The organism is Arthrobacter sp. A2-55 (assembly GCF_025548615.1).
GTDB lineage: Bacteria > Actinomycetota > Actinomycetes > Actinomycetales > Micrococcaceae > Specibacter > Specibacter silviterrae.
Window position 1 is genome coordinate 1 of sequence record NZ_JAJLOZ010000081.1, and the last position, 19,753, is coordinate 19,753.

Annotated in this window: 20 protein-coding genes and 1 riboswitch; of the genes, 15 read left to right on the top strand and 5 right to left on the bottom strand. The window is 68.7% G+C overall.

Annotated features, from left to right (window positions below):
• Positions 1 to 325 precede the first annotated feature (325 nt).
• From LPN03_RS17790 to LPN03_RS17840, 11 genes are all read left to right on the top strand, one after another.
• Positions 326 to 649 carry a heavy-metal-associated domain-containing protein gene (locus tag LPN03_RS17790; RefSeq protein WP_262455340.1) on the top strand — a complete coding sequence of 108 codons (324 nt, stop codon included), beginning with the start codon at positions 326 to 328 and terminating at the stop codon, positions 647 to 649.
• A gap of 30 nt (positions 650 to 679) precedes the next feature.
• Positions 680 to 2,800 carry a copper-translocating P-type ATPase gene (locus LPN03_RS17795; RefSeq protein ID WP_410468617.1) on the top strand — a complete coding sequence of 707 codons (2,121 nt, stop codon included), beginning with the start codon at positions 680 to 682 and terminating at the stop codon, positions 2,798 to 2,800.
• Between the two features lie 82 nt (positions 2,801 to 2,882).
• Positions 2,883 to 3,392, top strand: coding sequence for a DUF6153 family protein (locus LPN03_RS17800; protein ID WP_262455341.1), 510 nt, complete (start codon positions 2,883 to 2,885; stop codon positions 3,390 to 3,392).
• 105 nt (positions 3,393 to 3,497) lie between these two features.
• On the top strand, positions 3,498 to 4,109 hold the full coding sequence (locus tag LPN03_RS17805) for a DUF305 domain-containing protein (RefSeq protein ID WP_262455343.1): 612 nt from the start codon (positions 3,498 to 3,500) through the stop codon (positions 4,107 to 4,109).
• Positions 4,110 to 4,213: 104 nt separating this feature from the next.
• The gene (locus tag LPN03_RS17810) at positions 4,214 to 5,101 is read left to right on the top strand and encodes a F510_1955 family glycosylhydrolase (RefSeq protein WP_262455344.1); all 888 of its coding nucleotides are present in this window, start codon (positions 4,214 to 4,216) and stop codon (positions 5,099 to 5,101) included.
• 4 nt (positions 5,102 to 5,105) lie between these two features.
• Positions 5,106 to 5,855: a cytochrome c biogenesis CcdA family protein gene (locus LPN03_RS17815; protein WP_262455345.1), complete on the top strand. Its 750-nt coding sequence runs from the start codon at positions 5,106 to 5,108 to the stop codon at positions 5,853 to 5,855.
• A 29-nt stretch (positions 5,856 to 5,884) separates the two neighbouring features.
• Entirely contained in the window at positions 5,885 to 7,417 is a 1,533-nt protein-coding gene (locus tag LPN03_RS17820) for a multicopper oxidase family protein (protein WP_262455346.1), read from the top strand.
• Between the two features lie 13 nt (positions 7,418 to 7,430).
• Complete coding sequence (gene lgt / locus LPN03_RS17825) at positions 7,431 to 8,348, top strand: prolipoprotein diacylglyceryl transferase (protein WP_262455347.1); 918 nt, start codon at positions 7,431 to 7,433, stop codon at positions 8,346 to 8,348.
• The gene (locus LPN03_RS17830) at positions 8,341 to 8,976 is read left to right on the top strand and encodes a DUF3105 domain-containing protein (RefSeq protein ID WP_262455348.1); all 636 of its coding nucleotides are present in this window, start codon (positions 8,341 to 8,343) and stop codon (positions 8,974 to 8,976) included. The genes lgt and LPN03_RS17830 overlap by 8 nt, the downstream gene beginning before the upstream one ends.
• Positions 8,977 to 9,004: 28 nt before the next feature.
• Positions 9,005 to 9,253 (top strand): hypothetical protein, encoded by a 249-nt coding sequence (locus tag LPN03_RS17835; RefSeq protein ID WP_262455349.1) that lies wholly within the window; start codon positions 9,005 to 9,007, stop codon positions 9,251 to 9,253.
• 1 nt (position 9,254) lies between these two features.
• A complete protein-coding gene (locus LPN03_RS17840) occupies positions 9,255 to 10,178 on the top strand; it encodes a cytochrome c oxidase assembly protein (RefSeq protein WP_262455351.1) in 924 nt (307 codons plus the stop codon).
• Here the strand turns inward: LPN03_RS17840 and LPN03_RS17845 are convergent.
• Positions 10,171 to 10,962: a M23 family metallopeptidase gene (locus LPN03_RS17845; RefSeq protein ID WP_262455352.1), complete on the bottom strand. Its 792-nt coding sequence runs from the start codon at positions 10,960 to 10,962 to the stop codon at positions 10,171 to 10,173. The genes LPN03_RS17840 and LPN03_RS17845 overlap by 8 nt on opposite strands.
• A gap of 5 nt (positions 10,963 to 10,967) precedes the next feature.
• Positions 10,968 to 11,136, bottom strand: a riboswitch (cyclic di-AMP (ydaO/yuaA leader).
• 117 nt (positions 11,137 to 11,253) lie between these two features.
• Here LPN03_RS17845 and LPN03_RS17850 point away from each other — a divergent pair.
• Genes LPN03_RS17850 through LPN03_RS17865 form a run of 4 tightly spaced genes read left to right on the top strand, consistent with a single transcriptional unit; the run spans position 11,254 to position 15,204 of the window.
• Positions 11,254 to 11,907, top strand: a complete 654-nt coding sequence (locus tag LPN03_RS17850; protein WP_262455353.1) for a TlpA family protein disulfide reductase — start codon at positions 11,254 to 11,256, stop codon at positions 11,905 to 11,907.
• Positions 11,908 to 11,918: 11 nt separating this feature from the next.
• Positions 11,919 to 13,559: a cytochrome c biogenesis protein ResB gene (locus LPN03_RS17855; protein WP_410468618.1), complete on the top strand. Its 1,641-nt coding sequence runs from the start codon at positions 11,919 to 11,921 to the stop codon at positions 13,557 to 13,559.
• Positions 13,559 to 14,695, top strand: a complete 1,137-nt coding sequence (ccsB, locus tag LPN03_RS17860) for a c-type cytochrome biogenesis protein CcsB (RefSeq protein WP_262455355.1) — start codon at positions 13,559 to 13,561, stop codon at positions 14,693 to 14,695. Before LPN03_RS17855 ends, ccsB begins: the two co-directional genes overlap by 1 nt.
• Positions 14,692 to 15,204 (top strand): DUF3515 domain-containing protein, encoded by a 513-nt coding sequence (locus LPN03_RS17865; protein WP_262455356.1) that lies wholly within the window; start codon positions 14,692 to 14,694, stop codon positions 15,202 to 15,204. The genes ccsB and LPN03_RS17865 overlap by 4 nt, the downstream gene beginning before the upstream one ends.
• Positions 15,205 to 15,259: 55 nt before the next feature.
• On the opposite strand, the gene LPN03_RS17870 is transcribed toward LPN03_RS17865, so the two are convergent.
• The 4 genes from LPN03_RS17870 to LPN03_RS17885 form a co-directional block, all read right to left on the bottom strand.
• The gene (locus tag LPN03_RS17870) at positions 15,260 to 17,557 is read right to left on the bottom strand and encodes a heavy metal translocating P-type ATPase (RefSeq protein ID WP_262455357.1); all 2,298 of its coding nucleotides are present in this window, start codon (positions 17,555 to 17,557) and stop codon (positions 15,260 to 15,262) included.
• A gap of 53 nt (positions 17,558 to 17,610) precedes the next feature.
• Positions 17,611 to 17,832 (bottom strand): heavy-metal-associated domain-containing protein, encoded by a 222-nt coding sequence (locus LPN03_RS17875; protein WP_262455359.1) that lies wholly within the window; start codon positions 17,830 to 17,832, stop codon positions 17,611 to 17,613.
• Positions 17,833 to 17,863: 31 nt separating this feature from the next.
• On the bottom strand, positions 17,864 to 18,184 hold the full coding sequence (locus LPN03_RS17880) for a metal-sensitive transcriptional regulator (RefSeq protein WP_262455360.1): 321 nt from the start codon (positions 18,182 to 18,184) through the stop codon (positions 17,864 to 17,866).
• Between the two features lie 162 nt (positions 18,185 to 18,346).
• A partial coding sequence (locus tag LPN03_RS17885) for a prolipoprotein diacylglyceryl transferase (protein WP_262455361.1) occupies positions 18,347 to 19,753 on the bottom strand: 1,407 nt, incomplete at its 5' end.

Consider the following 19,753-nt stretch of genomic DNA (forward strand, 5'->3'; position numbering starts at 1 on the left):
TCTCGTCCGTGGCTCCACGGTCAGGACGAAGCCGCGATGGCGCGCAGGCCATCTGAAAATTGGGCCGCGGCCATTCGGCACATGGACTGGGCCCAAGGGCTACCACTGCTCGGTCCGGCCCAGGGTGCCGACCCGCATTTGCGAGGAATCAGGTGCTGGCGGCGGGGGTGGCCTATGGACGCCACATCTTGACCAAGATACCCCCACAGGGTATGCTTGGTGTGTTGTCAGTGAAGTAGTTTGTCGCAGCCGTTGATCATTCCGGCCGCTACTGCCGTTCAACCCGCAACGCACAATTCATCCTCGTTCAAAGGAAATATCTGACATGTGCGGAACCGATATCCACAACGCTCTCGAACTGACCCCGGTTTCGGAGAGCTCTTGTTCGTGTTGCTCAACTGCTGGGAAGGCTTCGACCCCGCCCACTTCCACTGGTATCCCAGGTACCCGTTACGCGCTGGAGGGGCTGACGTGCGGACATTGCGTCCAAAGCGTGGAGGGCGCCGTCCGGGCTCTGGCGGGCGTGGAAGCAGCCACCGTCGGGCTGGTCCCAGGCGGGACCTCGACCCTGACTGTCTCCGGCCCGGCCTCCCCGGAGGACATCCATTCGGCCGTGGAGGGCGCCGGCTACGCGGTCACGGGAAACTAGTAACCCCCTGTCAAGGTTTTAGGGAGCGTCATGAACGAACACGGTACTGAGCACAACCACCCGACAGTGGGAGCGGTCACCACGCCTGCGACTATGGCCGGCATGGATGATGCTGCCATGGGCCACGGCGGGATGGGGCATGATGGCCATGCCGTCCACACGGCGGGCCAGCATGCCGGGCACAGCACCGCCATGTTCAAGAACCGTTTCTGGCTGACCCTGGTGCTTTCCATACCGGTGGTGTTCTTCAGTCCCATGTTCGGGCACCTCCTCAGTTACGCCCCGCCCCAGTTCCCTGGGTCCAACTGGATCCCGCCCCTGCTGGGCACGTTCATTTTCTTCTACGGCGGCCAACCGTTCCTGAAGGGTGGCTGGCAGGAGATCAGGTCCCGGCAACCGGGGATGATGTTGCTGATTTCCATGGCCATCACGGTCGCGTTCATCGCCTCCTGGGTGACCAGTCTGGGGCTGGGTGGCTTTGACCTGGATTTCTGGTGGGAGCTAGCCCTGCTGGTGGCCATCATGCTGCTGGGGCATTGGATCGAAATGCGGGCGCTGGGTTCGGCCCGCGGCGCGCTCGACGCCCTGGCAGCCCTGCTGCCGGACGAGGCCGAACGCGTCATCGACGGCGGCACCGAAATCGTGGGTGTCGCGGAGCTGGTGGCCGGCGATCTGGTCCTGGTCCGTTCCGGCGCCCGCATGCCGGCCGACGGTGTCATCAGTGATGGGTCGGTGGAGGTCGATGAGTCGATGATCACCGGCGAGTCCAAGACCGTTCCCCGCACCGTGGGGGACCCCGTGGTAGCCGGTACGGTTGCCACCGACAACTCCCTGCGAATGACTGTCACCGCCGTGGGCGACGACACGGCCCTCGCGGGCATCCAGCGGCTGGTTGCCGAGGCGCAGGCCTCCACCTCGCGCGCCCAGGCGCTGGCCGACCGGGCAGCAGGGTTCCTGTTTTACTTCGCCGCCGGCGCCGGTGTCATCACCTTCATTGTTTGGTCCTTGCTGGGCAGTGTCCCGGACGCGGTGACCCGCACCGTGACGGTGTTGGTCATTGCCTGCCCGCACGCCCTGGGCCTGGCCATCCCGCTGGTGATCGCGATCTCCACCGAACGCGCCGCACGGGCCGGGGTGTTGATTAAGAACCGGATGGCGCTGGAACGCATGCGCACCGTCGACGTCGTGCTCTTCGACAAGACCGGCACCCTGACCAGGGGCGAACCGGCCGTCACCGACGTCGTTGCGACCAATGGGGTGACCGCCGATGAGCTCCTGGCCCTGGCCGCCGCCGTCGAGTCCGACAGTGAGCACCCCGTGGCTCGCGCCATCACCAACGCCGCACACCGCACCGGCAGGGCGGTGCCCCAGGCCTCCAGTTTTCAGTCCCTGACCGGGCGTGGCGTCCAGGCCAACATCGACGGCAGCACGCTTGCCGTCGGCGGTCCTGCCCTGCTCAGGGAACTCAACTTGGCCGAGCCGGCCGGCATCAGTGGTGCGACGGCGGAGTGGATGGGCCGCGGCGCCGCCGTGCTGCACGTGATCCGGGACGGTGCCGTGATCGGGGCCGTTGCCCTGGAGGATGAGGTTCGGGAGGAATCCCGCCAGGCCGTGGCCGCCCTGCAGAACCGGGGCATCACGGTCGCCATGATCACCGGCGACGCCCACCAGGTCGCGCAAGCTGTGGCCGCCGAACTGCACATCGACGAGGTCTTTGCCGAGGTCCTGCCCCGGGACAAGGACCAGAAAGTTGCCGAACTCCAGGCCCGCGGACTGAAGGTGGCCATGGTCGGTGACGGCGTCAATGACGCCCCGGCCCTGGCCCGGGCCGAGGTCGGCATCGCGATCGGTGCCGGCACCGACGTGGCCATGGAATCCGCCGGCGTCGTGCTGGCCGGCAACGACCCCCGGGCCGTGCTGTCCATGGTGGACCTCTCCCACGCCAGCTACCGCAAAATGTGGCAGAACCTGATCTGGGCCACCGGCTACAACATCATCTCCGTCCCCCTGGCAGCCGGCGTCCTCGCCTTCGCCGGGATCGTGCTCTCCCCGGCCGCCGGGGCCGTGCTCATGTCCCTGTCCACCATCGTGGTCGCCCTGAACGCCCAGCTGCTGCGCCGGCTCAAACTCAACCCGGCCGACGCCCACTGACCCCGGGCCCTGACGAATCACTCAGTCTCCCCCAGTACAATACACAATGACCCGACAGCCCCAGCCCAGAAAGGACTCTGCGATGCGCACGCCATCTTTCCTGCCCTCCCAGAGATCCCTCCTGTACTGGGGCGGGGTGTTCGCCGTTGTGATAGCCGTTGTCGGGGGAATCCTGGGCATGCACGTGATCGGCGGTGCCCAGGCGGCACCGGTGGCACCGACAGCCATGACCAGCACGGTTTCCACCCTCACCCCTGCCATGCCTGAAATGACGTCGAACCACCCGGGCCCGTCGCCCATGGCTCTTTCACACGGCTTGCCGGTGGCCGACGTTGTTGTCGGCCCGGCCGGGCCCGGCCGCCAGGGAACCCAGGCGTTGTGCGGGTGCCTGCCCGCCGGCTGTGGAGCGACCATGGCCATGCATGGCGCCTGTGTCCCCACCATCGGACCCGCCGTGCTGAGCGTCCCCCTACCGGGGATGGTCACCCAGGTCCATGCCGGGACGGCGTCCCTCAGCGCGCCCGGGCCCAGCTCCGGGGACCGTGTCCCCGATCCGCCCTCACTGAACCAGCTCTCGATCAGCCGAACGTAAACCGGTGAGACGGCCTGCCACCTCATGGCAGGCCCTCATCAACGCACCCCCGGGATGGGCGTGCCGGCTACCTCTCGAGACCCTTTTAGTGAAGGACTGTTCCTTTTGAAGAAATTTCTGACCCTTTCCGCCACGGCCCTGGCCACGATGATCGCCCTGGCCGGGTGCTCCACCGGCACCAGCGGCGGCTCCATGCCCGGCATGGACCACGGCAAAGCCACCACCGCCACCACCGGCAGCGCCCCGGCGTCCGTTGCGGGTGGGGAGCACAACGCCGCCGATACGATGTTCGCCCAGGGAATGATTCCCCACCACGACCAGGCCGTTCAGATGAGCGAGACCATGTTGGCCAAGACCCGCCTCGATCCCAAGATCACGGCCCTGGCGACGGACATCAAGGCCGCGCAGGGACCGGAAATCGCGAAAATGACTGGCTGGCTCACCGGCTGGTCCGAACCTACCGCGATGGCAGGCAACCACGCCATGAACGGCATGATGAGCACCGCCGACATGGACAAGCTGACCGCGGCGCAAGGTGCCGAAGCGGGCAGGCTGTTCCTGACCCAGATGGTCGCCCACCACGAAGGGGCCGTCGGGATGGCGAAGTCCGAGGCCGCCGACGGCAAGAACGCCGACGCGGTGGCCCTCGCCAAGAGCATCGTCGCCTCCCAGGAAGCCGAAATCAAGGCCATGAAGGACCTGCTGGCCGCCCTGTAACGGGCACGGTTTCGTCCCCGCGTGGTGGTGGATCCCAGGGATCCCTGGGATCCCTGGGATCCACCACCGCCCATCCTTCCCTTCCCTGCTTCCCTGGAGTCCCTGTGCAACCCCGTACCCCGCTTTTCCGTGCCCGCCGTTCCCTTGCCGCCGTGGTTGTGGCCCTTCCGCTGGTCCTGGCCGGCTGCTCCACGGCCGCCGTGCCGGCCGGCCCCGCCGCCGCCCCTCCTTCAGCCCCCGCCGTGGGGCATGTCCACGGCATTTTCGTGGACCCGGCCACCGCCAAGATCTTCTTGGCCACCCACGATGGCCTGTACGACGCCACAACCAAGACCCCCGCCAAGGTCAGCGACACCATCGACCTGATGGGATTCACCCCCGCCGCCACACCAAAGGTCTTCTACGCCTCCGGGCATCCCGGGGCGGGGTCGTCCCTGCCGAACCCGGTCGGGCTCATCCGCTCCACCGACGCAGGCAAGACCTGGCAGGAAGTCTCCAGGGGCCGCCAGTCGGACTTCCATGCCCTGACGACCACCGGGGGCGGGCTGGTCGCCTTTGACGGCCAACTGCGCACCAGCAGCGACGGGATCACCTGGCAGACGTCCACGGCGGCCTTTGCCCCGGCCGTGCTGGCCGGCAGCCCCGCCTCCACGGTGGTGCTGGCGACCACCCAGGACGGGGTGCAGCGCTCCACCGATGGCGGGAAGAACTGGAAGCCGGTCCCGGGCTCCCCGATCATCCAGTTCGCCGCCTTCGCCACCTCGGCGGAGAAGGCCCCCACGGAGGCCGTCGGCGTCGCCCCGGACGGAACCGTCCATGTCTCCACCGATGCCGGACTGACCTGGCGGGCATCCGGGAAGGTCACCGGCCAGGTCGAGGCGGTCACCGCCCAGGAAGGCGGGGCCGGCACACCCAGGATCTGGGCCGCGACCACCTCCGGCGTGCAGGTCTCCACCGACGGCGGGGCGACCTTCGCCCCGGCCGCCTCCTGATCCGATGAGCGTTGGGGAGTTTTTTGCCACGACGGTCACCTCCGGCGGCCTGTTCCTGGCCATGCCACTGGCCCTGGTGGCCGGGATCGTCTCGTTCCTCTCACCGTGCATCCTGCCGCTGGTTCCCGGCTACCTCGGCTATGTTTCCGGCCTGACGGACCCGAACCAGCCACGGAACCGGCGCCGCGTGCTGGCCGGTGTCGGCCTGTTCGTGCTGGGGTTCGGGGCGGTGTTCACCCTCTATGGTGCCGCGTTCGGCATGATCGGGTCCTGGCTGCTGCGGTGGCAGGGCCCACTCCTGCGCGTCCTCGGCGCCGTCGTGATCGTCATGGGGCTGGTGCTGCTGGGGAAATTCTCCTGGCTGCAGCGGACCCGCAAGCTCACTCTGGCCCGGCGCACAGGGCTCGGCGGGGCACCCCTGCTCGGCGTGGTTTTCGGCCTCGGCTGGACACCCTGCATGGGGCCCACGCTCAGCGCCGTCCTGGCCCTGAGCGTCACCTCCGGCAGCGCCTGGCGCGGGGCCCTGCTGGCCTTCATCTACTGCCTGGGACTGGGTATCCCCTTCGCCCTGGTCGCCCTGGGCTTCGGCTGGGTCTCCCAGGTCCTGGGCTTCATCCGCCGCCACATCCGCGTCGTCAACATCGCAGGGGCGAGCATGCTGATCATCCTCGGTGTCCTGATGGTCAGCGGCGTCTGGATGCAGTGGATCTACCAGCTGCAAAACCTCTCCGGCACCTTCCTCACCCCCGTCTAAACACACCTCCACAGTCAAGGGACTTCTTCATGAAACACCACCTGAACCGGCGCTCGTTCCTGGGCCTGTCCGTCGCGGCAACCGCGGCGGCTGCCCTGGCCGCCTGCACCCCGGCCCCCGCCAAGACCACCCCGACCACCGGGCAGGGCACCCGCATCCTGCCGACCGACCCGCTCGTCGCCGAATACGAGGCCCGCCGGGCCGCCACAGGCAAAACCGTCACCAAGACCCTCACCCCGGCCCCGTTCTCCACCACCCTGGCGGGCAAGAAGGTCACCACGTGGGGGTACGACGGCGCCCTCGTCGCACCCACCCTGCGCGGCACGGCCGGCGACCAGCTGGACGTCACCGTGGCCAACAAGCTCACCGAGGGCACCAGCATCCACTGGCACGGGCTGGCGATGCGCAACAACGACGACGGCGTCCCGGGCCTGACCCAGGAGGCCATCGGCGCCGGGAAAGACTACCCCTACACCTTTAAGCTGCCCCACCCGGGCACGTACTGGTACCACTCGCACGTGGAGATGCAGCGAGAACGGGCCCTCTACGGGGCCCTGGTCATCGAGGACCCGAAGGAACCACTGAAGTACGACAGGGACTGGGTCATCGTCCTGGACGACTGGCTCGACGGCGTCACCGGAACCCCGGACGGGACCCTGAAGGAACTGGCCCAGGGCATGGGCGGTATGGGCGGCATGAGTCACGGGAGCGGTGGCATGGGAAGCGGTGGCATGCTTATGGGTGCCACCAGCGAGTTCCTGGGCGGGGACGCCGGGGATGTCGCCTACCCCTTCCACCTCTTCAACGGCCGGGACCCCGGGAACCCGGAGACGGTCGAGGCCACGGCTGGGGAACGGATCCGGTTGCGGATCATCAATGCCGCGGGCGACACCGCTTACCGGGTCGGGGTTCCGGGCCAAAAACTGACCCTGACCCACACCGACGGGTTCCCCGTCCAGCACACCGAGGTCGACGCCGCCGTCCTGGGCATGGGTGAGCGCATCGACGCACTCCTGACCGTCAGGGATGGCTATACCCCCGTCCTCGCCCTGGCCGAGGGGAAGGGCCAAATGGCCTACGGGCTTCTCTCCACCGGGGCCGGAACCGCTCCCGCGCTGGGCAGCCTCCCGAAGACCCTGGAGGGCACGGTCGTCGACGGCGGCCAGCTCGCCGCCGACCCGTCCGTCACCCTGGCCTCCAAGAAACCGGACCGCACCCATGAGGTGCGCCTGACAGGCGGGATGATGAGCTACGACTGGGGCATCAACGATGCCCGTTTCGACATGGCCAACCCCTTCGAGAACGCCTTCGGCCTCAAGGCCGGGGAGCGGGTGGAGGTGAAGTTCACCAACGAGACCATGATGTGGCACCCGATGCACATCCACGGCCACACCTTTCAGGTCGGGGCCGCCGGGGCCCGCAAGGACACCGTCATTGTCCGGCCCATGCAAACCGTCACGGTCTACTTCGATGCCGACAACCCGGGCCAGTGGCTCTTCCACTGCCACAACGCCTACCATGCCGAACGCGGCATGATGGGCGTCTTCTCCTACACCAAATAAGGCCAGGCACCTCATGAATCCAGCCACACTGGCACCCCTGCTCATCCCCTCACCCACCATCAGTGCCTTCCAAATCGGGCCGCTGACCATCCGCTTCTACGCCCTGTGCATCCTTGCCGGCATTGTCATTGCCGTGTGGCTCACCAGCCGGCGGCTGACCGCCCGCGGCGGCCGGGACGGGGCGGTCCTGGACATTGCCATGTGGGCGGTACCCTTCGGTATCGTCGGCGGCCGCCTCTACCATGTCATCACGGACCCGGAACTGTATTTCCTGCCCGGGAAGAACCCGTGGAATGCGCTGAAGATCTGGGACGGCGGGCTCGGCATTTGGGGCGCCATCGCCCTGGGCCTGCTCGGCGCCTACATTGGCTGCCGCCGCCACCGGGTCCCGTTCACGGCCCTGATTGACGCCGCGGCGCCGGGCCTGCTGATTGCCCAGGGCCTGGGGCGGTGGGGGAACTGGTTCAACAACGAACTTTACGGCGACCCCACCACGGTGCCGTGGAAGCTGGCGATCCATCAGATGGACTTCAGCACCGGCCGCGCCCATCTGGACAGCGCCGGCGCCCCTGTCATCCTGGGCTACTTCCAGCCAACGTTCCTGTACGAATCCCTGTGGTGCCTGGCGGCAGCGGGCGTGCTGCTTTACCTGGACAAACGGTTCCGGCTCGGTGCCGGGTCCGTCTTCGCCCTCTACGTCGTCCTCTATACCGCGGGCCGGTTCGTGTTCGAGCTGCTGCGCTCCGACTACGCCAACACCATCCTGGGGCTGAGGGTGAACACCTGGGTCGCCGGCCTGCTGCTGCTCGCCGGACTTGTGGCCTTTCTGGCGCTTCGCAACAGGAACCGCTCCTCCGCCGGACCAGCATCCAACGCCGATACACCCGACAACACTGTCAACCCGTCGACCCCCAGGGACCACCATGTCTAATGCCAAGGACCGCCAGGCCGAACGCCAGGCGAGGATCGATGCCGTGTTCGCCGTGCACCGGGTGAAACAGCGGCGAAGGAACCTTTTTGTCTACGGAGGCTTCGGCCTGCTTGCCGTCGCCATGATCACCGTCGTGACGTTCGTGGTCACCGGGTCCATCCAGAACCGCAATACGACGGCTGAAGCGGCCAGGGCCCCCATCGCCGGGGTGCAGGCATACCCGGACCTCACCCGCAACCACGTCCCAACCCCGGTCGGCTACCCGCAGCAGCCAGGGGTTGGCGGGGACCATGCTGCGACCTGGACGAACTGCGGCATCTACTCGGCACCGGTGAACGAGGGGCGGGCGGTGCATTCCCTTGAGCACGGGGCCGTGTGGATCAGCTACAAGCCGGACCTTTCCCTGCCAGAGGTGGGGACCCTGACAGCCCTGGCCAAGGGCAAGCCCTATGTCCTGCTCAGCCCCAACCCGGGCCAGGCTGCCGCCGTGACCGCATCCGCCTGGGGCACCCAGCTGGAGGTTCCCAGCGCCGGGGATTCCCGGCTGCCCGTGTTCATCAAGGCCTACGCCATGGGCCCGCAAACACCCGAACCCGGGGCGCCCTGCTCCGGCGGCACCAACGGCTAAACAATCCCCCCTCATGAAAGGACAACACATGAAACAGAATCTCCCCGGCGACGACGCAGCAAAAAACTGGCGCCACCACCGGCGCCTGATCAGGATCGGCCAGGCCGTCATGGTCCTGGGCGGCCTGGTCGGCCTCTCGCATTGGTTCGCCCACGTCGCCGTGCCTGGCGGCCCGCCCGGCATCCAGGACCTTCTCATCGGCTACCCCACCGCGGGGCTGGTGCTGATCGCCGGGGCCGTCCTGGCCGGGCGCACCAGCCCCAAAAAGAAAAGCTGACATGCCGCCCTGGGACGTGCTGGCCACGTCCTGGACCCTGAACCGGACTGCTGCGTGCCTCCTGCTCCCCGCGGCGGTGCTCTATGCCCGGGGCCTGGCCGGTGCCCGCCGGAGGGGCCTGCGGTGGCCGGTGTGGCGGGCGTCGTCGTTCTATGCGTTGGGGCTGGGCAGCTTCGCGGTGCTCAGCTTCGGCTTCCCCGGCGTGTACAGCCATGACCTGCGCTGGGTGTTTACGGTGAAGGTCACCGGCTACCTGTTCGTGGTCCCCCTGCTGGTGGGGCTGGACAGGCCGCTCACCCTGGCCCGGGCAACCCTGGGCACCGCCGGCCTGGTCCGGTTGGAGGCGTTCCTGGACAGCAGGGTGATGCGGCTGCTGGGCAACACGATCGTCGCCGCACTGCTGGGCCTGACCCTGTTTACGCTCTTTTTGACGCCTCTGTTTTATCCCCTGCGCACCAGCCCCGTCGTCGATGTGGTGCTGACGATGGTGGTGCCCCTGGTGGGCTCGCTGATGACCGTGCCGATCATTAAGGAAAGGGACCGGGAGGCGGTGAATGCGCTGGTCGTGGTGGAGTTCATCTACGTGTTCATCGAACTCGTCGCCGACGCGGTCCCCGGGATCATGATGCGCATGGTCCCGCGGGTCTTTGACGGCGCCACCGCGGGGCTGCTGGGGCATCCGGGCTGGATGCCGGGGCCGTTGCGGGACCAGCAGCTGGCCGGGGACCTGCTGTGGTTCGTGGCGGAAATCGTGGACTTGCCCCTGCTGATGTTGATGTTCGTCCGCTTCGCGCACAGCGACCGGCGGGAGGCTCGCGCCTTCGACGGGCTCAGTGAGGACCAGTTCGCCGAACTCGCCAGTGAACACCTGGCCAACCGGCGGGACTACTGCGCCCGGCCGGGGAACGGGGGGACCGTTAGATGAAGGGGGCAGGGTCGACAGTCTGGTCGTTGACCATGACCTCAAAGTGCAGGTGGCAGCCGGTGGAGTTCCCGGTCGAGCCGACACCTGCAATTTGCCTGCCCGCGCCGACCTGCTGGCCGACGCTGACGCCGATGCTTTCCAGATGGTTGTATGTGGTTTTGAGGCCGGCCCCGTGGTCGACGACGATGCGGTTTCCGCCCCCGTACGGGCTCCAGCCCGCCTCGACCACTGTTCCCGCCCCGGCGGCGAACACGGCAGTGCCGCACGCGCCGGCGAAGTCGATCCCGGTGTGCAGTTCCCCACTGGCCCCGGTTAGCGGGTTGGTGCGGTATCCGAAGGGCGAGGTGACGGTCAGTGCAGCCAAGGGCGGGCGCAGGCCCGGGGATGCCTGCGCCGCAGGGGGTTGCGCAGGGGCGGCAGGCTCCAGTGTCTCTCGTGGAGCTGGTGGAGTCGGCTCCGGGAGGGGTGCCTTTTGTGCCGCGGCCGGGTGCACCTCGGGTGCCGGGGCCGCAGTGGGTGCGGTTTTGCTGCGGACCACGGGCCTGGCAAAGGACACCACGACGTCCTTGTCCGCCGTCACCGCCGCTTGCGCGGAGGGTGCGGCCGAACTGGCGGTCACCGCCGAGGCCAGGTGGCCGGTGTCGGCGTGGGCGGCCGGAAGGGCCGTCAGGGCGATGAACCCTGCCGCCGCAACCATCCCCAGCTGGTGGCGCCGCCGGGGCCGTTCGGGCGCCACCACGGGATCGGCCGCCCAGTGGCGGCCGTGCTGGCGGTGGGCAGGCATCAGGGGGGTCCTCTCGACGCCGGCGAAGTTAGCTGTCGGATTCGGGCGAGGGGCCTGCCCGGCCCGCCCAACATCCAGGCGCAGTGGCGCTGGCATGGTGGACGTGCTTCACCCCGAGGTGCACCAGGGCACCGGTGGTGGTTCCTCCGCCCCCGTCGGGAAGCTGAACGGTCGCGGGCCGCCGACGGGGTTTGGCGAAGCGGCCCGCAAACATACCCATTGGGGGTATGTGTTTAGTCAAGGCTAACCCATGAAACTCAAAAGTTACAATTCCGTTACCTAAGGATTCCCATGTCACATCCCACACCCCGGCGGGCCCCCCTGCCAGCACTACCCGCGGTCGCCGGCACCCCGTCGCGGCGCCGTTTCCTTCGGCTGTCGGCCCTCTCCGGCGCCGCGGCCGTCGCCTTGTCGGGGTGCGCGGCGAACGATTCCCTGGCTCAACAGGCCAATGCGGGGGACAACAAGAACTTCATTGCCGGGGACGGCTCGGTGGCCCAGTACGCCAAGAATGAGCGCAAGGACCCGGTCGTCCTGACGGGCAAGTTGTTCGACGGCACGGCCGTGACCTCCGCGGCCTGGAAGGGGCAGGTGGTGGTGCTGAACTTTTGGTATGCGGCCTGCTCCCCGTGCCGGCTGGAGGCGCCCCGGCTGGAGGCCCTGTACCGGGAATTTAAGGCGGCCGGTGTTCTGTTTTACGGGGTCAACCTCCGGGACCGGGAACCGGAAGCCGCCGCGTTTGAACGGACCTTTGGGGTCACCTACCCCAGCATGGAGGACTCCGGCGGCGCGGTGCTGCTGGCCATGACCAAGTACGTTCCCCCGCAGGCGGTTCCCACCACGCTGGTGCTGGATGCGACGGGCAGGGTTGCCTCCCGCATCCTGGGCCTGGCCGACCAGGGCACCCTCAAGGCCCTGATTTCTGACGCCCTGGCAGGGAAGTAGCCATGACAACCATGAAAGAGACTGCCACGGGCGCACCGAACCTTCCGGACGGGGAACCGGTCCTGCCCCGTCTGGGTGCCCGAGGGATGCTGCGGTGGGCGTGGCGGCAGCTGACCAGCATGCGCAACGCCCTGTTGCTGCTGCTGTTGCTGGCCGTCGCCGCCGTGCCCGGGTCCCTGTTCCCCCAACGGCCTGTCAACCCCTCCGTCGTCACCCAATACCTCAAGGACCACCCCGACTACGGGCCATGGCTGGACAAGTTCCAGTTCTTCAACGTCTACGCCTCCGTGTGGTTTTCCGCGATCTACCTGCTGCTGTTCATTTCCCTGGTCGGCTGTGTGGTGCCCCGTGCCCGGGCGCATTGGAAGGCCATGCGCTCGGCCCCGCCCCGCACCCCCAAGCGCCTGTCCCGGCTGCCCGAATACGGGACCCTGGAACTGCCGGCATCAGCCGGGATCAGTGCCGGCCAGGCCGTGCAGGACGCGGCACGCCTGCTGCGCCGGCGCCGCTACCGGGTCCATCTCTACGATGCCGGAGGGGACCGCCCTTCCGTGGCGGGAGAGCGCGGGATGGTCCGGGAGGCGGGAAACCTGCTCTTCCATCTCTCCCTGGTCGGGGTCCTGGTCTGCGTCGCGCTCGGGGGCCTGTTCGGCTACCGGGGCCAGAAAATCCTGGTCGAGGGCGATACCTTCGTCAACACCCTCGTCGGCTACGACCAGTTTGCCCCCGGAGCCAGTTTCGACCCCGCCCGGCTGGACCCGTTCGCCATCACCTTGAACAAATTCTCGGTGACGTTCGACCGTTCCTCCAAGGCCCACTACGGCCAGCCCATCGACTTCACCGCCGCCGTGACGGTCACAGACAAGCCCGGTGCGGCCCCGGTGAAGAAGATCCTGAAGGTCAACGACCCCATCACCATCGGCGGGGCCAGCTTCTACCTGGTCGGCAACGGCTACGCCCCCGTGGTGACGATCAAGGACGGCACCGGGAAGACCGCGTTCAGCGGCCCGGTGGTCTCCATCCCCAGCGACGGCGCCTACACCTCCCTGCTGGTCATCAAGGCCCCCGACGCCCGGCCCTCCCAGCTGGGATTCGTCGGCTTCTTCCTCCCCACCGCCCTGGTCAACGAGCAGGGGATTTCCTATGCCAGCGACCCGGATCCGTTGAACCCGCGGCTGAACCTGAACTCCTACTACGGGGACCTGGGCCTGAACGCCGGGGTGCCCCGCAACGTCTACACCCTGGACACGAAGAACCTGACCCCGCTGAACAACCGAAACCTCAAGGCCGGGGGGATCGTGCTGGCACCGGGGCAACGCTACACGCTGCCCGAGGGCAAGGGGTCCATCAGCTTCGACGGGATCAAACGCTACGTCGGCATCGACGTCCGCCACGACCCCGGCCAAATCGGGGTGCTGGTCTTCTCCCTCGCCGCCCTCGCGGGCCTGATCGCCTCCCTCTTCATTGGCCGCCACCGGGCCTGGGTCCGGACGGGAACCCACCCGGACGGGCGGACCATGGTCGAATACGGGCTCCTGGCCCGCGGGGAGAACCACCGCCTCGCCGTCGAGGCGGACGCCCTCGGCACACTCCTGCACCGGCACTGGCTTGGTGCCGGCGAAACCACCACCACTTCCCCCAAGGACCTCTAATGCCAACCATCAATGAAACCTTCGCCCTCTACAGTGAGCGGTTCATGCTCCTGGCCGGGATCGCCTACGTGGCCGCGCTCATCGCCTTCGCCTGGGACCTGGTCACCAACAGCAAAACCGCCCGCACCGTCCAGCACCAGGCCCTGTACGCCGCCCCCGCAGCCCAACAGGCTACCGGGGACAGGGTCCCGGCCCGAGCCGGCGCCGCGGGCCACGGCAGGCCGGAACCCGGGGGCCCGGAGACGGCGCTCGGTGAACCAGACGGGGCGCTGGAGGGTCCGGAGGGGCGGGCCGAGCGGCCCACCAACCGCCCTTCCGGTTCCGCCCCGGGCCTGGTGGCCGATGATTCCATGCGCTACGGGCTGGCCGGCCCCCGCAAGCCCGCCCGGATCGGGGTGGCCCTGACCGTGCTGGCCGCGGCCATCCATGCCGCCGCCGTGCTCTTCCGCGGGCTGGCCGCCGGACGGGTCCCGTGGGGGAACATGTACGAATTCTGCACCACCGGCGCCCTCGTCGTCGCCGTCGTCTTCCTCCTCGTGCTCACCCGCAAGGACCTGCGCTTCGTGGGCACCTTCGTCATCGGGCTGGTGCTGGTGATGCTCACCGCCGCCTCCGTGGCCTTCTGGACCCCGGCCGGGCACCTGGTCCCGGCCCTGCAAAGCTACTGGCTGGTCATCCACGTCTCCATCGCCGTGGTCTCCTCGGCCCTGTTCACCCTCACCTTTGCCCTCTCCGTCCTCCAGCTGCTCCAGTCGCGGCGGGAGGCCGCCCTGGCGGGCGGGCGGGCGGACAGGGTCGCGTTCCTGCGCCTGGTGCCCTCCGCCCTTGGCCTGGAAAACCTGGCCTACCGGATCAACGCCATCGCCTTCATCGGCTGGACGCTGACGCTGATGTTCGGTGCCATCTGGGCGGAGAAGGCGTGGGGCCGGTTCTGGGGCTGGGACACCAAGGAGGTCTGGACGTTTGTGATCTGGGTGGTCTACGCCGGCTACCTGCACGCCCGGGCCACCAAGGGCTGGACCGGCACCCGCGCCGCCTGGCTCTCCATCGTGGGCTACCTGTGCGTGGTGTTCAACTTCGCCATCGTCAATGTCTTCTTCTCCGGCCTGCATTCCTACGCGGGGGTCGGTAGTTGATCCTGCCGGCCCGCTCCTCCGCGCCCCGATTCGGTGCCCGGCGTCTGCGCCCGGCGGCCGTGCTGGCCCTGGCCGCCGTCGCGGCCACGGGCTGTTCGCCGGTGCTGGAGGTCAAGGCCGCCCCGGCCGCCGGGAACCCGGGCTGCGCCACCGTCCTCTCCCACCTCCCTTCCAGCTTGGCGGGGCTGCCACGGCGCGCAACGACGGGTACGTCCACCTCTGCCTGGGGGACTCCGTCCGGGGTCGTGCTGCGCTGCGGGGTTGCCATCCCCGGCCCCACCACCCTGCCCTGCGGGACCGTCAACGAGGTCGATTGGATTGTCAGCGAATCCGGGGACACCAGGACAATGACCACCTACGGCCGCACCCCGGCCATCGAGGTCCTCATGAAAGTTGATGACACCCAGGCCGGTGCCGTCCCGGCGCAGCTGGGCCCAGCCGTCGCGCTGATCCCGGCGGCCCGCCGGTGCATCGGTGCCGCCGACGTGCCACCCCCGCCAACGCGCTGATGAAGCCCCGGACCCTCCGCAGTGAACGGGAGCCAGGCATCAGCATGGATGGCGGCTATCGTCCGAAGCGGCGCAGCCGGAGGGAATTGGTCACCACCAGGACGGAGCTGGCGGCCATCGCAGCCCCAGCGATCATCGGATTCAACAGGCCCAGGGCGGCGACCGGGATGCCGATCGCGTTGTAGAAGAACGCCCAGAACAGGTTGGTCTTGATGATGGCGAGCGTTTTGCGCGAGAGCTCGATGGCAGTGGCCACCTGGCCCAGGTCGCTGCCCATCACCGTCAGGTCCGCGGCCTCGATGGCCACGTCCGTGCCGGAGCCCATGGCGACCCCGAGGTCGGCCTGGGCCAGGGCGGCGGCGTCATTGACACCGTCGCCGGCCATCGCCACCGTGGCGCCCGCGGCCTGGAGGCCCTTGACGGCGTCGACCTTGCCCGCCGGCAGCACGTCGGCGAAGACGTCCTCCGCGGCGATCCCGACGGCGTCCGCGACCTGGGCGGCGACCGCGGCGTTGTCGCCGGTGAGCAGGATGGGGCGCAGCCCGAGCGCCTTGAACCGGGCGACGGCCCGGACAGAGCCGTCCTTGATGGTGTCCTCGAGGCTGATGATGCCCGCCACGGCGCCGTCCACGGCAACCCAGACGGCCGTCGCCCCGGATTGCTGCTCCCGGCGCAGTGCCTCGTGGTGGGCATCGGTGGGGTGGATGCCGTTCTCGGCCAGCCAGCCTGCCCGGCCGGCCACCACCCTGTGCCCGTCAACGGTGCCGCGGACGCCGCCGCCGGGGGCGGAGTCGAAGTCCGTGACGGGGGCGGTGCCGGGGCCTGCCGCGGCCGCGGCGGCGATGGCGTGGGCGATGGGGTGTTCGCTGGCGGCTTCGACGGATCCGGCCAGGCGCAGCATCCCAGAGCCGTCCAGGCTTCCGAGGGCGAGAGTGCGGGCGACGGCGAGCTTTCCGCTGGTGATGGTGCCCGTCTTGTCCAGCAGGATCGTGTCGACCGTGCGGGTGTCTTCCAGGACCTGGGGGCCCTTGATGAGGATGCCCAGCTGGGCACCACGGCCGGTGCCCGTCAGCAGGCCGACCGGGGTTGCCAGCCCGAGCGCGCAGGGGCAGGCGATGACCAGCACGGCGACGGCTGCCGTGAAGGCGCCCTGCACGTCACCGGCAATCAGCAGCCACAGGATGAACGTGAGCACGGCCAGGCCGAGGACGATGGGGACGAACACGGCGCTGATCCGGTCTGCCAGCCGGGCGATCGGCGCCTTGCCTGATTGTGCCTGGCTGACCAGGCGCCCCATCTGTGCCAGGGTTGTTTCGGCCCCGACCCGGGTTGCCTTCACCAGCAGCCGCCCGGAGGTGTTGACAGTTGCCCCGGTGACGGTGTCGTCCACGTCCACGTCCACCGGCAGGGATTCCCCGGTAATCAGGGAGGCGTCAATGGCGGAGCGGCCCTCGACGACGAAACCGTCGGTGGCGATCTTCTCCCCGGGCCGGACCACAAACACGTCCCCGGCCACGAGCTGCTCGGCGGGGATCTTGACCTCGGCCCCGTCACGGAGCACCGTGGCATCCTTCGCCCCCAAGTCAAGCAGGGCCTTCAGCGCATCGCCGGCCTTCGCCCTGGCCCTGGCTTCCAGGTAGCGGCCCAGCAGCAGGAACGTGGTCAGGACGGCGGCGACCTCAAAATACAGTTCCGCGTGGCCGCCCATCCCGGGGTGGGCGGTCATGGCCGGGTCGGCGGCGAGCATGGCTGCCGAGTACAGGTACGCCGCGACGATCCCCAAGGACACCAGGGTGTCCATGGTGGAGGCGAGGTGGCGGGCATTGACGGCCGCGGCCCGGTGGAATGGCCAGGCGGACCAGGTCACCACCGGCAGGGCCAGGACGCCCACCACCCAGCCCCAGTTGGGGAACTGCAGCGCCGGAACCATCGAAAAAAGCACGACAGGGACGCTGAAGATGGCGGCCGCCACCAGCCGGGGGCCCAACCCGGCGGGCTTCCCGCCGTGGTTCATGTGGACATGTCCGGTCCCCGCAGCGGCCACATCAGGGCCGTGAACGTCGGATGCGTGGATGCCGTCCGCGCCAGCCCCCGGGCCGCGGACCTCCGGGGCCGTTTTGAGGCGGGCTGTGTACCCGGTGGCGTTGACGGTGTCGACGATTTGCTGGTCGGTGATGCCCTCGGGGACGGTGACCTGGGCGGATTCCAGCGGCAGGTTCACCGCGGCCTGGACGCCGTCGAGCTTGCCAAGCTTGCGTTCCACCCGGCTAACGCAGGAGGCGCAGGTCATGCCCTCGATGTCGAGTTCGATCACCCGGGTCAGCGGCTGGTGCAGCAGTTCTTCGGTACTCATCAAGGGGCCCTTTTCGTGGCGGGGTTCTAGGCTTTGGTTTCAGGGGGCTGGTGTCAGGCGTCGTTGGCGACGACGAGGTAGCCGGCTTCGGCGACGGCCTCGCCGATTTCCTCGTCCGAGAGGGTCAGGTGGGAGGTCACGGTGGCGGTGGAGATCCCGCCGGCGTTCAGGTCGACGCTGACGTCGTCGACTCCCTTGAGGGACTTGAGTTCCTCCATCACGGAGGAGACACAGTGCCCGCAGGTCATGCCGGAGATGCTGATGGTGGTTTTCATGGTCCTTTGTCCTGGTTCTGTTGGTGTGGGTTTAGCGCAGGAGCCGGCCGATGGCGTCGGTGGCTTCCTTGACCTTGGCCGCCACGATGTCGGGGTTTCCGGTGGCTTCGGATTCGTGTGCGGCTCCAACGACGCAATGTCTCATGTGGTCCTCGACCAGACCCAGGCTGACCGCGTGCAGCGCCTTGTTGACGGCGGCGACCTGGGTGAGGATGTCGATGCAGTACTTGTCCTCATCCACCATCCGGGCGATGCCGCGCACCTGCCCCTCGACGCGCTTGAGCCGGCGCAGGTAGGCGTCCTTGTCCGTGGTGTAGCCGTGGTTGATGTGCTCGTCGACGATTTCGCTCATGACGGTTCCTTTCGCAGAACCCCATTCTATACCCCATAGGGGTATATCGGCAAGGTACCCTCCCGGGGTACCTGCGGGGTTGGGTCGCGAGACCCGCCGGGGCCGCGGCGGGGAGGAAATGCATTGCGCCAGGAATTCACCGGACTTGTCACTCGAAGCCGCTCAGCCAACCAGGGCGGCAGCCAGGGCGGCTGCGGTGATGAGGGCGCACCCGGCGATGGTGGCGGTCCTGCCCTTGGCCGTGTGGGGGTCAGTGCGCAGCGGGAACAGCAGCTGTCGGGCGATCGTGTAGGCCATGACGGAGACGATGAATACCGTCGCCCAGGATGGCCCCGTCGGGGTGGCCAGGACCGCGATGAGGGCCCCGGCGCCGATCAGCAGGGCTGCCGCCGCTTCGTAGAGCTGTACCGGGTGGCGGCGGCGGGCCGTGCGGCGGTCCGAGGACCACAGCCCGAGGCCAGAGGCGGTGGGGCGGCCGTAACAGCACCCGGTGAAGAAGCATCCCGGCCGGCCCACCGCCATGCCCAGGAACAGTCCCGGTGCGCTGGCGTCGAGCAGGGTGCCCAGGGGAAGGTGCTGCCACAGGGCCCCCGCAAGCAGGGTGGCAAAGGCTCCGACCAGGAAGCCCTGGATGCACGCGCCGCCGGTGAGCAGCTGGCGCAGCGGCAGCCGGTGCAGGGCCAGGAACCAGAGCCTGGCCCCCAGAATACCTATCAGGCAGGCCGCCACGTCGGTGAGGACGGGACCTGCGACATCCAGCCCCGCCCGGGCCAGCAGGAGGGCCTGGATGAAGACGGCCAGCAGCGCACCCAGGGCGATCAGTGCCGGCCAGGCCAGGACATGCACGCCGGGACCCTGGGCCAGGGCCCCGAACCGGGTCTTCACCACGGCGTCGGCCGGGGGCAGCGTGGCCGCCCAGGCCGTGGCGGGCGTGCCTGTTGTTCCATTCCCGCGGCCGGTGGCGGGCGTGGCGGTGACCTGCCAGGAGCCGACATGGGTCATCTGCCGGCGCATGGTGACGGCGATGCGGCCGGTGTCGGCCACGATGTTGGCGACCTCCTCGACCTGCTCGAACGTTTCCCGGCTCTTCTGGCCCGGGTGGCCGAGTCGTCGCCCGGTGAACCTGATCGCAAGGTCCGGCGGGCCGGCCCAGGAGGTGGTGTCGATCCAGTAGGTGGCGGCCAGGATCTGGGGCTCCAGGTCGTCAACGCGCCCGGCACACCCGCCCGGGCCCTGCGCCCGGGTAGGGGGCGTGTCCGGGGCGTTGTCCTCGCGGTCTGTTCCGGCACGGGTCTTTGTCCTTCCCGCATCCGTGGCGGGAGGCGGCGTGCTAACAGGCATCGTCCGCGGACGCGTGGCAGCGGTCCCGGACGGCTGCTGGGGGGCCTGCCGGGCTGCCAGGGCGGCCCGGATCTCGTCCCAGCCCGGGGGTTTCCCCGGCGCCCCCGGCGGTGTCGGCTGTGAGCCCGGGCGGGAGGACGCCGGGTGGCGGGCGGCGGTTGCTTTTGGGCGGTGGCTACGGGCCACGGGGCGGCCTTCGGCCACCGGGGGAGAGGGCGGGGGGGCTGG

Bases quoted from the DNA above. Each gene is read 5' to 3' on its own strand.
- LPN03_RS17790 (WP_262455340.1), top strand. From the start codon at position 326: ATGTGCGGAACCGATATCCACAACGCTCTCGAACTGACCCCGGTTTCG.
- LPN03_RS17795 (WP_410468617.1), top strand. From the start codon at position 680: ATGAACGAACACGGTACTGAGCACAACCACCCGACAGTGGGAGCGGTC.
- LPN03_RS17800 (WP_262455341.1), top strand. From the start codon at position 2,883: ATGCGCACGCCATCTTTCCTGCCCTCCCAGAGATCCCTCCTGTACTGG.
- LPN03_RS17815 (WP_262455345.1), top strand. From the start codon at position 5,106: ATGAGCGTTGGGGAGTTTTTTGCCACGACGGTCACCTCCGGCGGCCTG.
- LPN03_RS17820 (WP_262455346.1), top strand. From the start codon at position 5,885: ATGAAACACCACCTGAACCGGCGCTCGTTCCTGGGCCTGTCCGTCGCG.
- lgt (WP_262455347.1), top strand. From the start codon at position 7,431: ATGAATCCAGCCACACTGGCACCCCTGCTCATCCCCTCACCCACCATC.
- LPN03_RS17830 (WP_262455348.1), top strand. From the start codon at position 8,341: ATGTCTAATGCCAAGGACCGCCAGGCCGAACGCCAGGCGAGGATCGAT.
- LPN03_RS17835 (WP_262455349.1), top strand. From the start codon at position 9,005: ATGAAACAGAATCTCCCCGGCGACGACGCAGCAAAAAACTGGCGCCAC.
- LPN03_RS17840 (WP_262455351.1), top strand. From the start codon at position 9,255: ATGCCGCCCTGGGACGTGCTGGCCACGTCCTGGACCCTGAACCGGACT.
- LPN03_RS17845 (WP_262455352.1), bottom strand. From the start codon at position 10,962: ATGCCTGCCCACCGCCAGCACGGCCGCCACTGGGCGGCCGATCCCGTG.
- LPN03_RS17850 (WP_262455353.1), top strand. From the start codon at position 11,254: ATGTCACATCCCACACCCCGGCGGGCCCCCCTGCCAGCACTACCCGCG.
- LPN03_RS17855 (WP_410468618.1), top strand. From the start codon at position 11,919: ATGAAAGAGACTGCCACGGGCGCACCGAACCTTCCGGACGGGGAACCG.
- ccsB (WP_262455355.1), top strand. From the start codon at position 13,559: ATGCCAACCATCAATGAAACCTTCGCCCTCTACAGTGAGCGGTTCATG.
- LPN03_RS17870 (WP_262455357.1), bottom strand. From the start codon at position 17,557: ATGAGTACCGAAGAACTGCTGCACCAGCCGCTGACCCGGGTGATCGAA.
- LPN03_RS17875 (WP_262455359.1), bottom strand. From the start codon at position 17,832: ATGAAAACCACCATCAGCATCTCCGGCATGACCTGCGGGCACTGTGTC.
- LPN03_RS17880 (WP_262455360.1), bottom strand. From the start codon at position 18,184: ATGAGCGAAATCGTCGACGAGCACATCAACCACGGCTACACCACGGAC.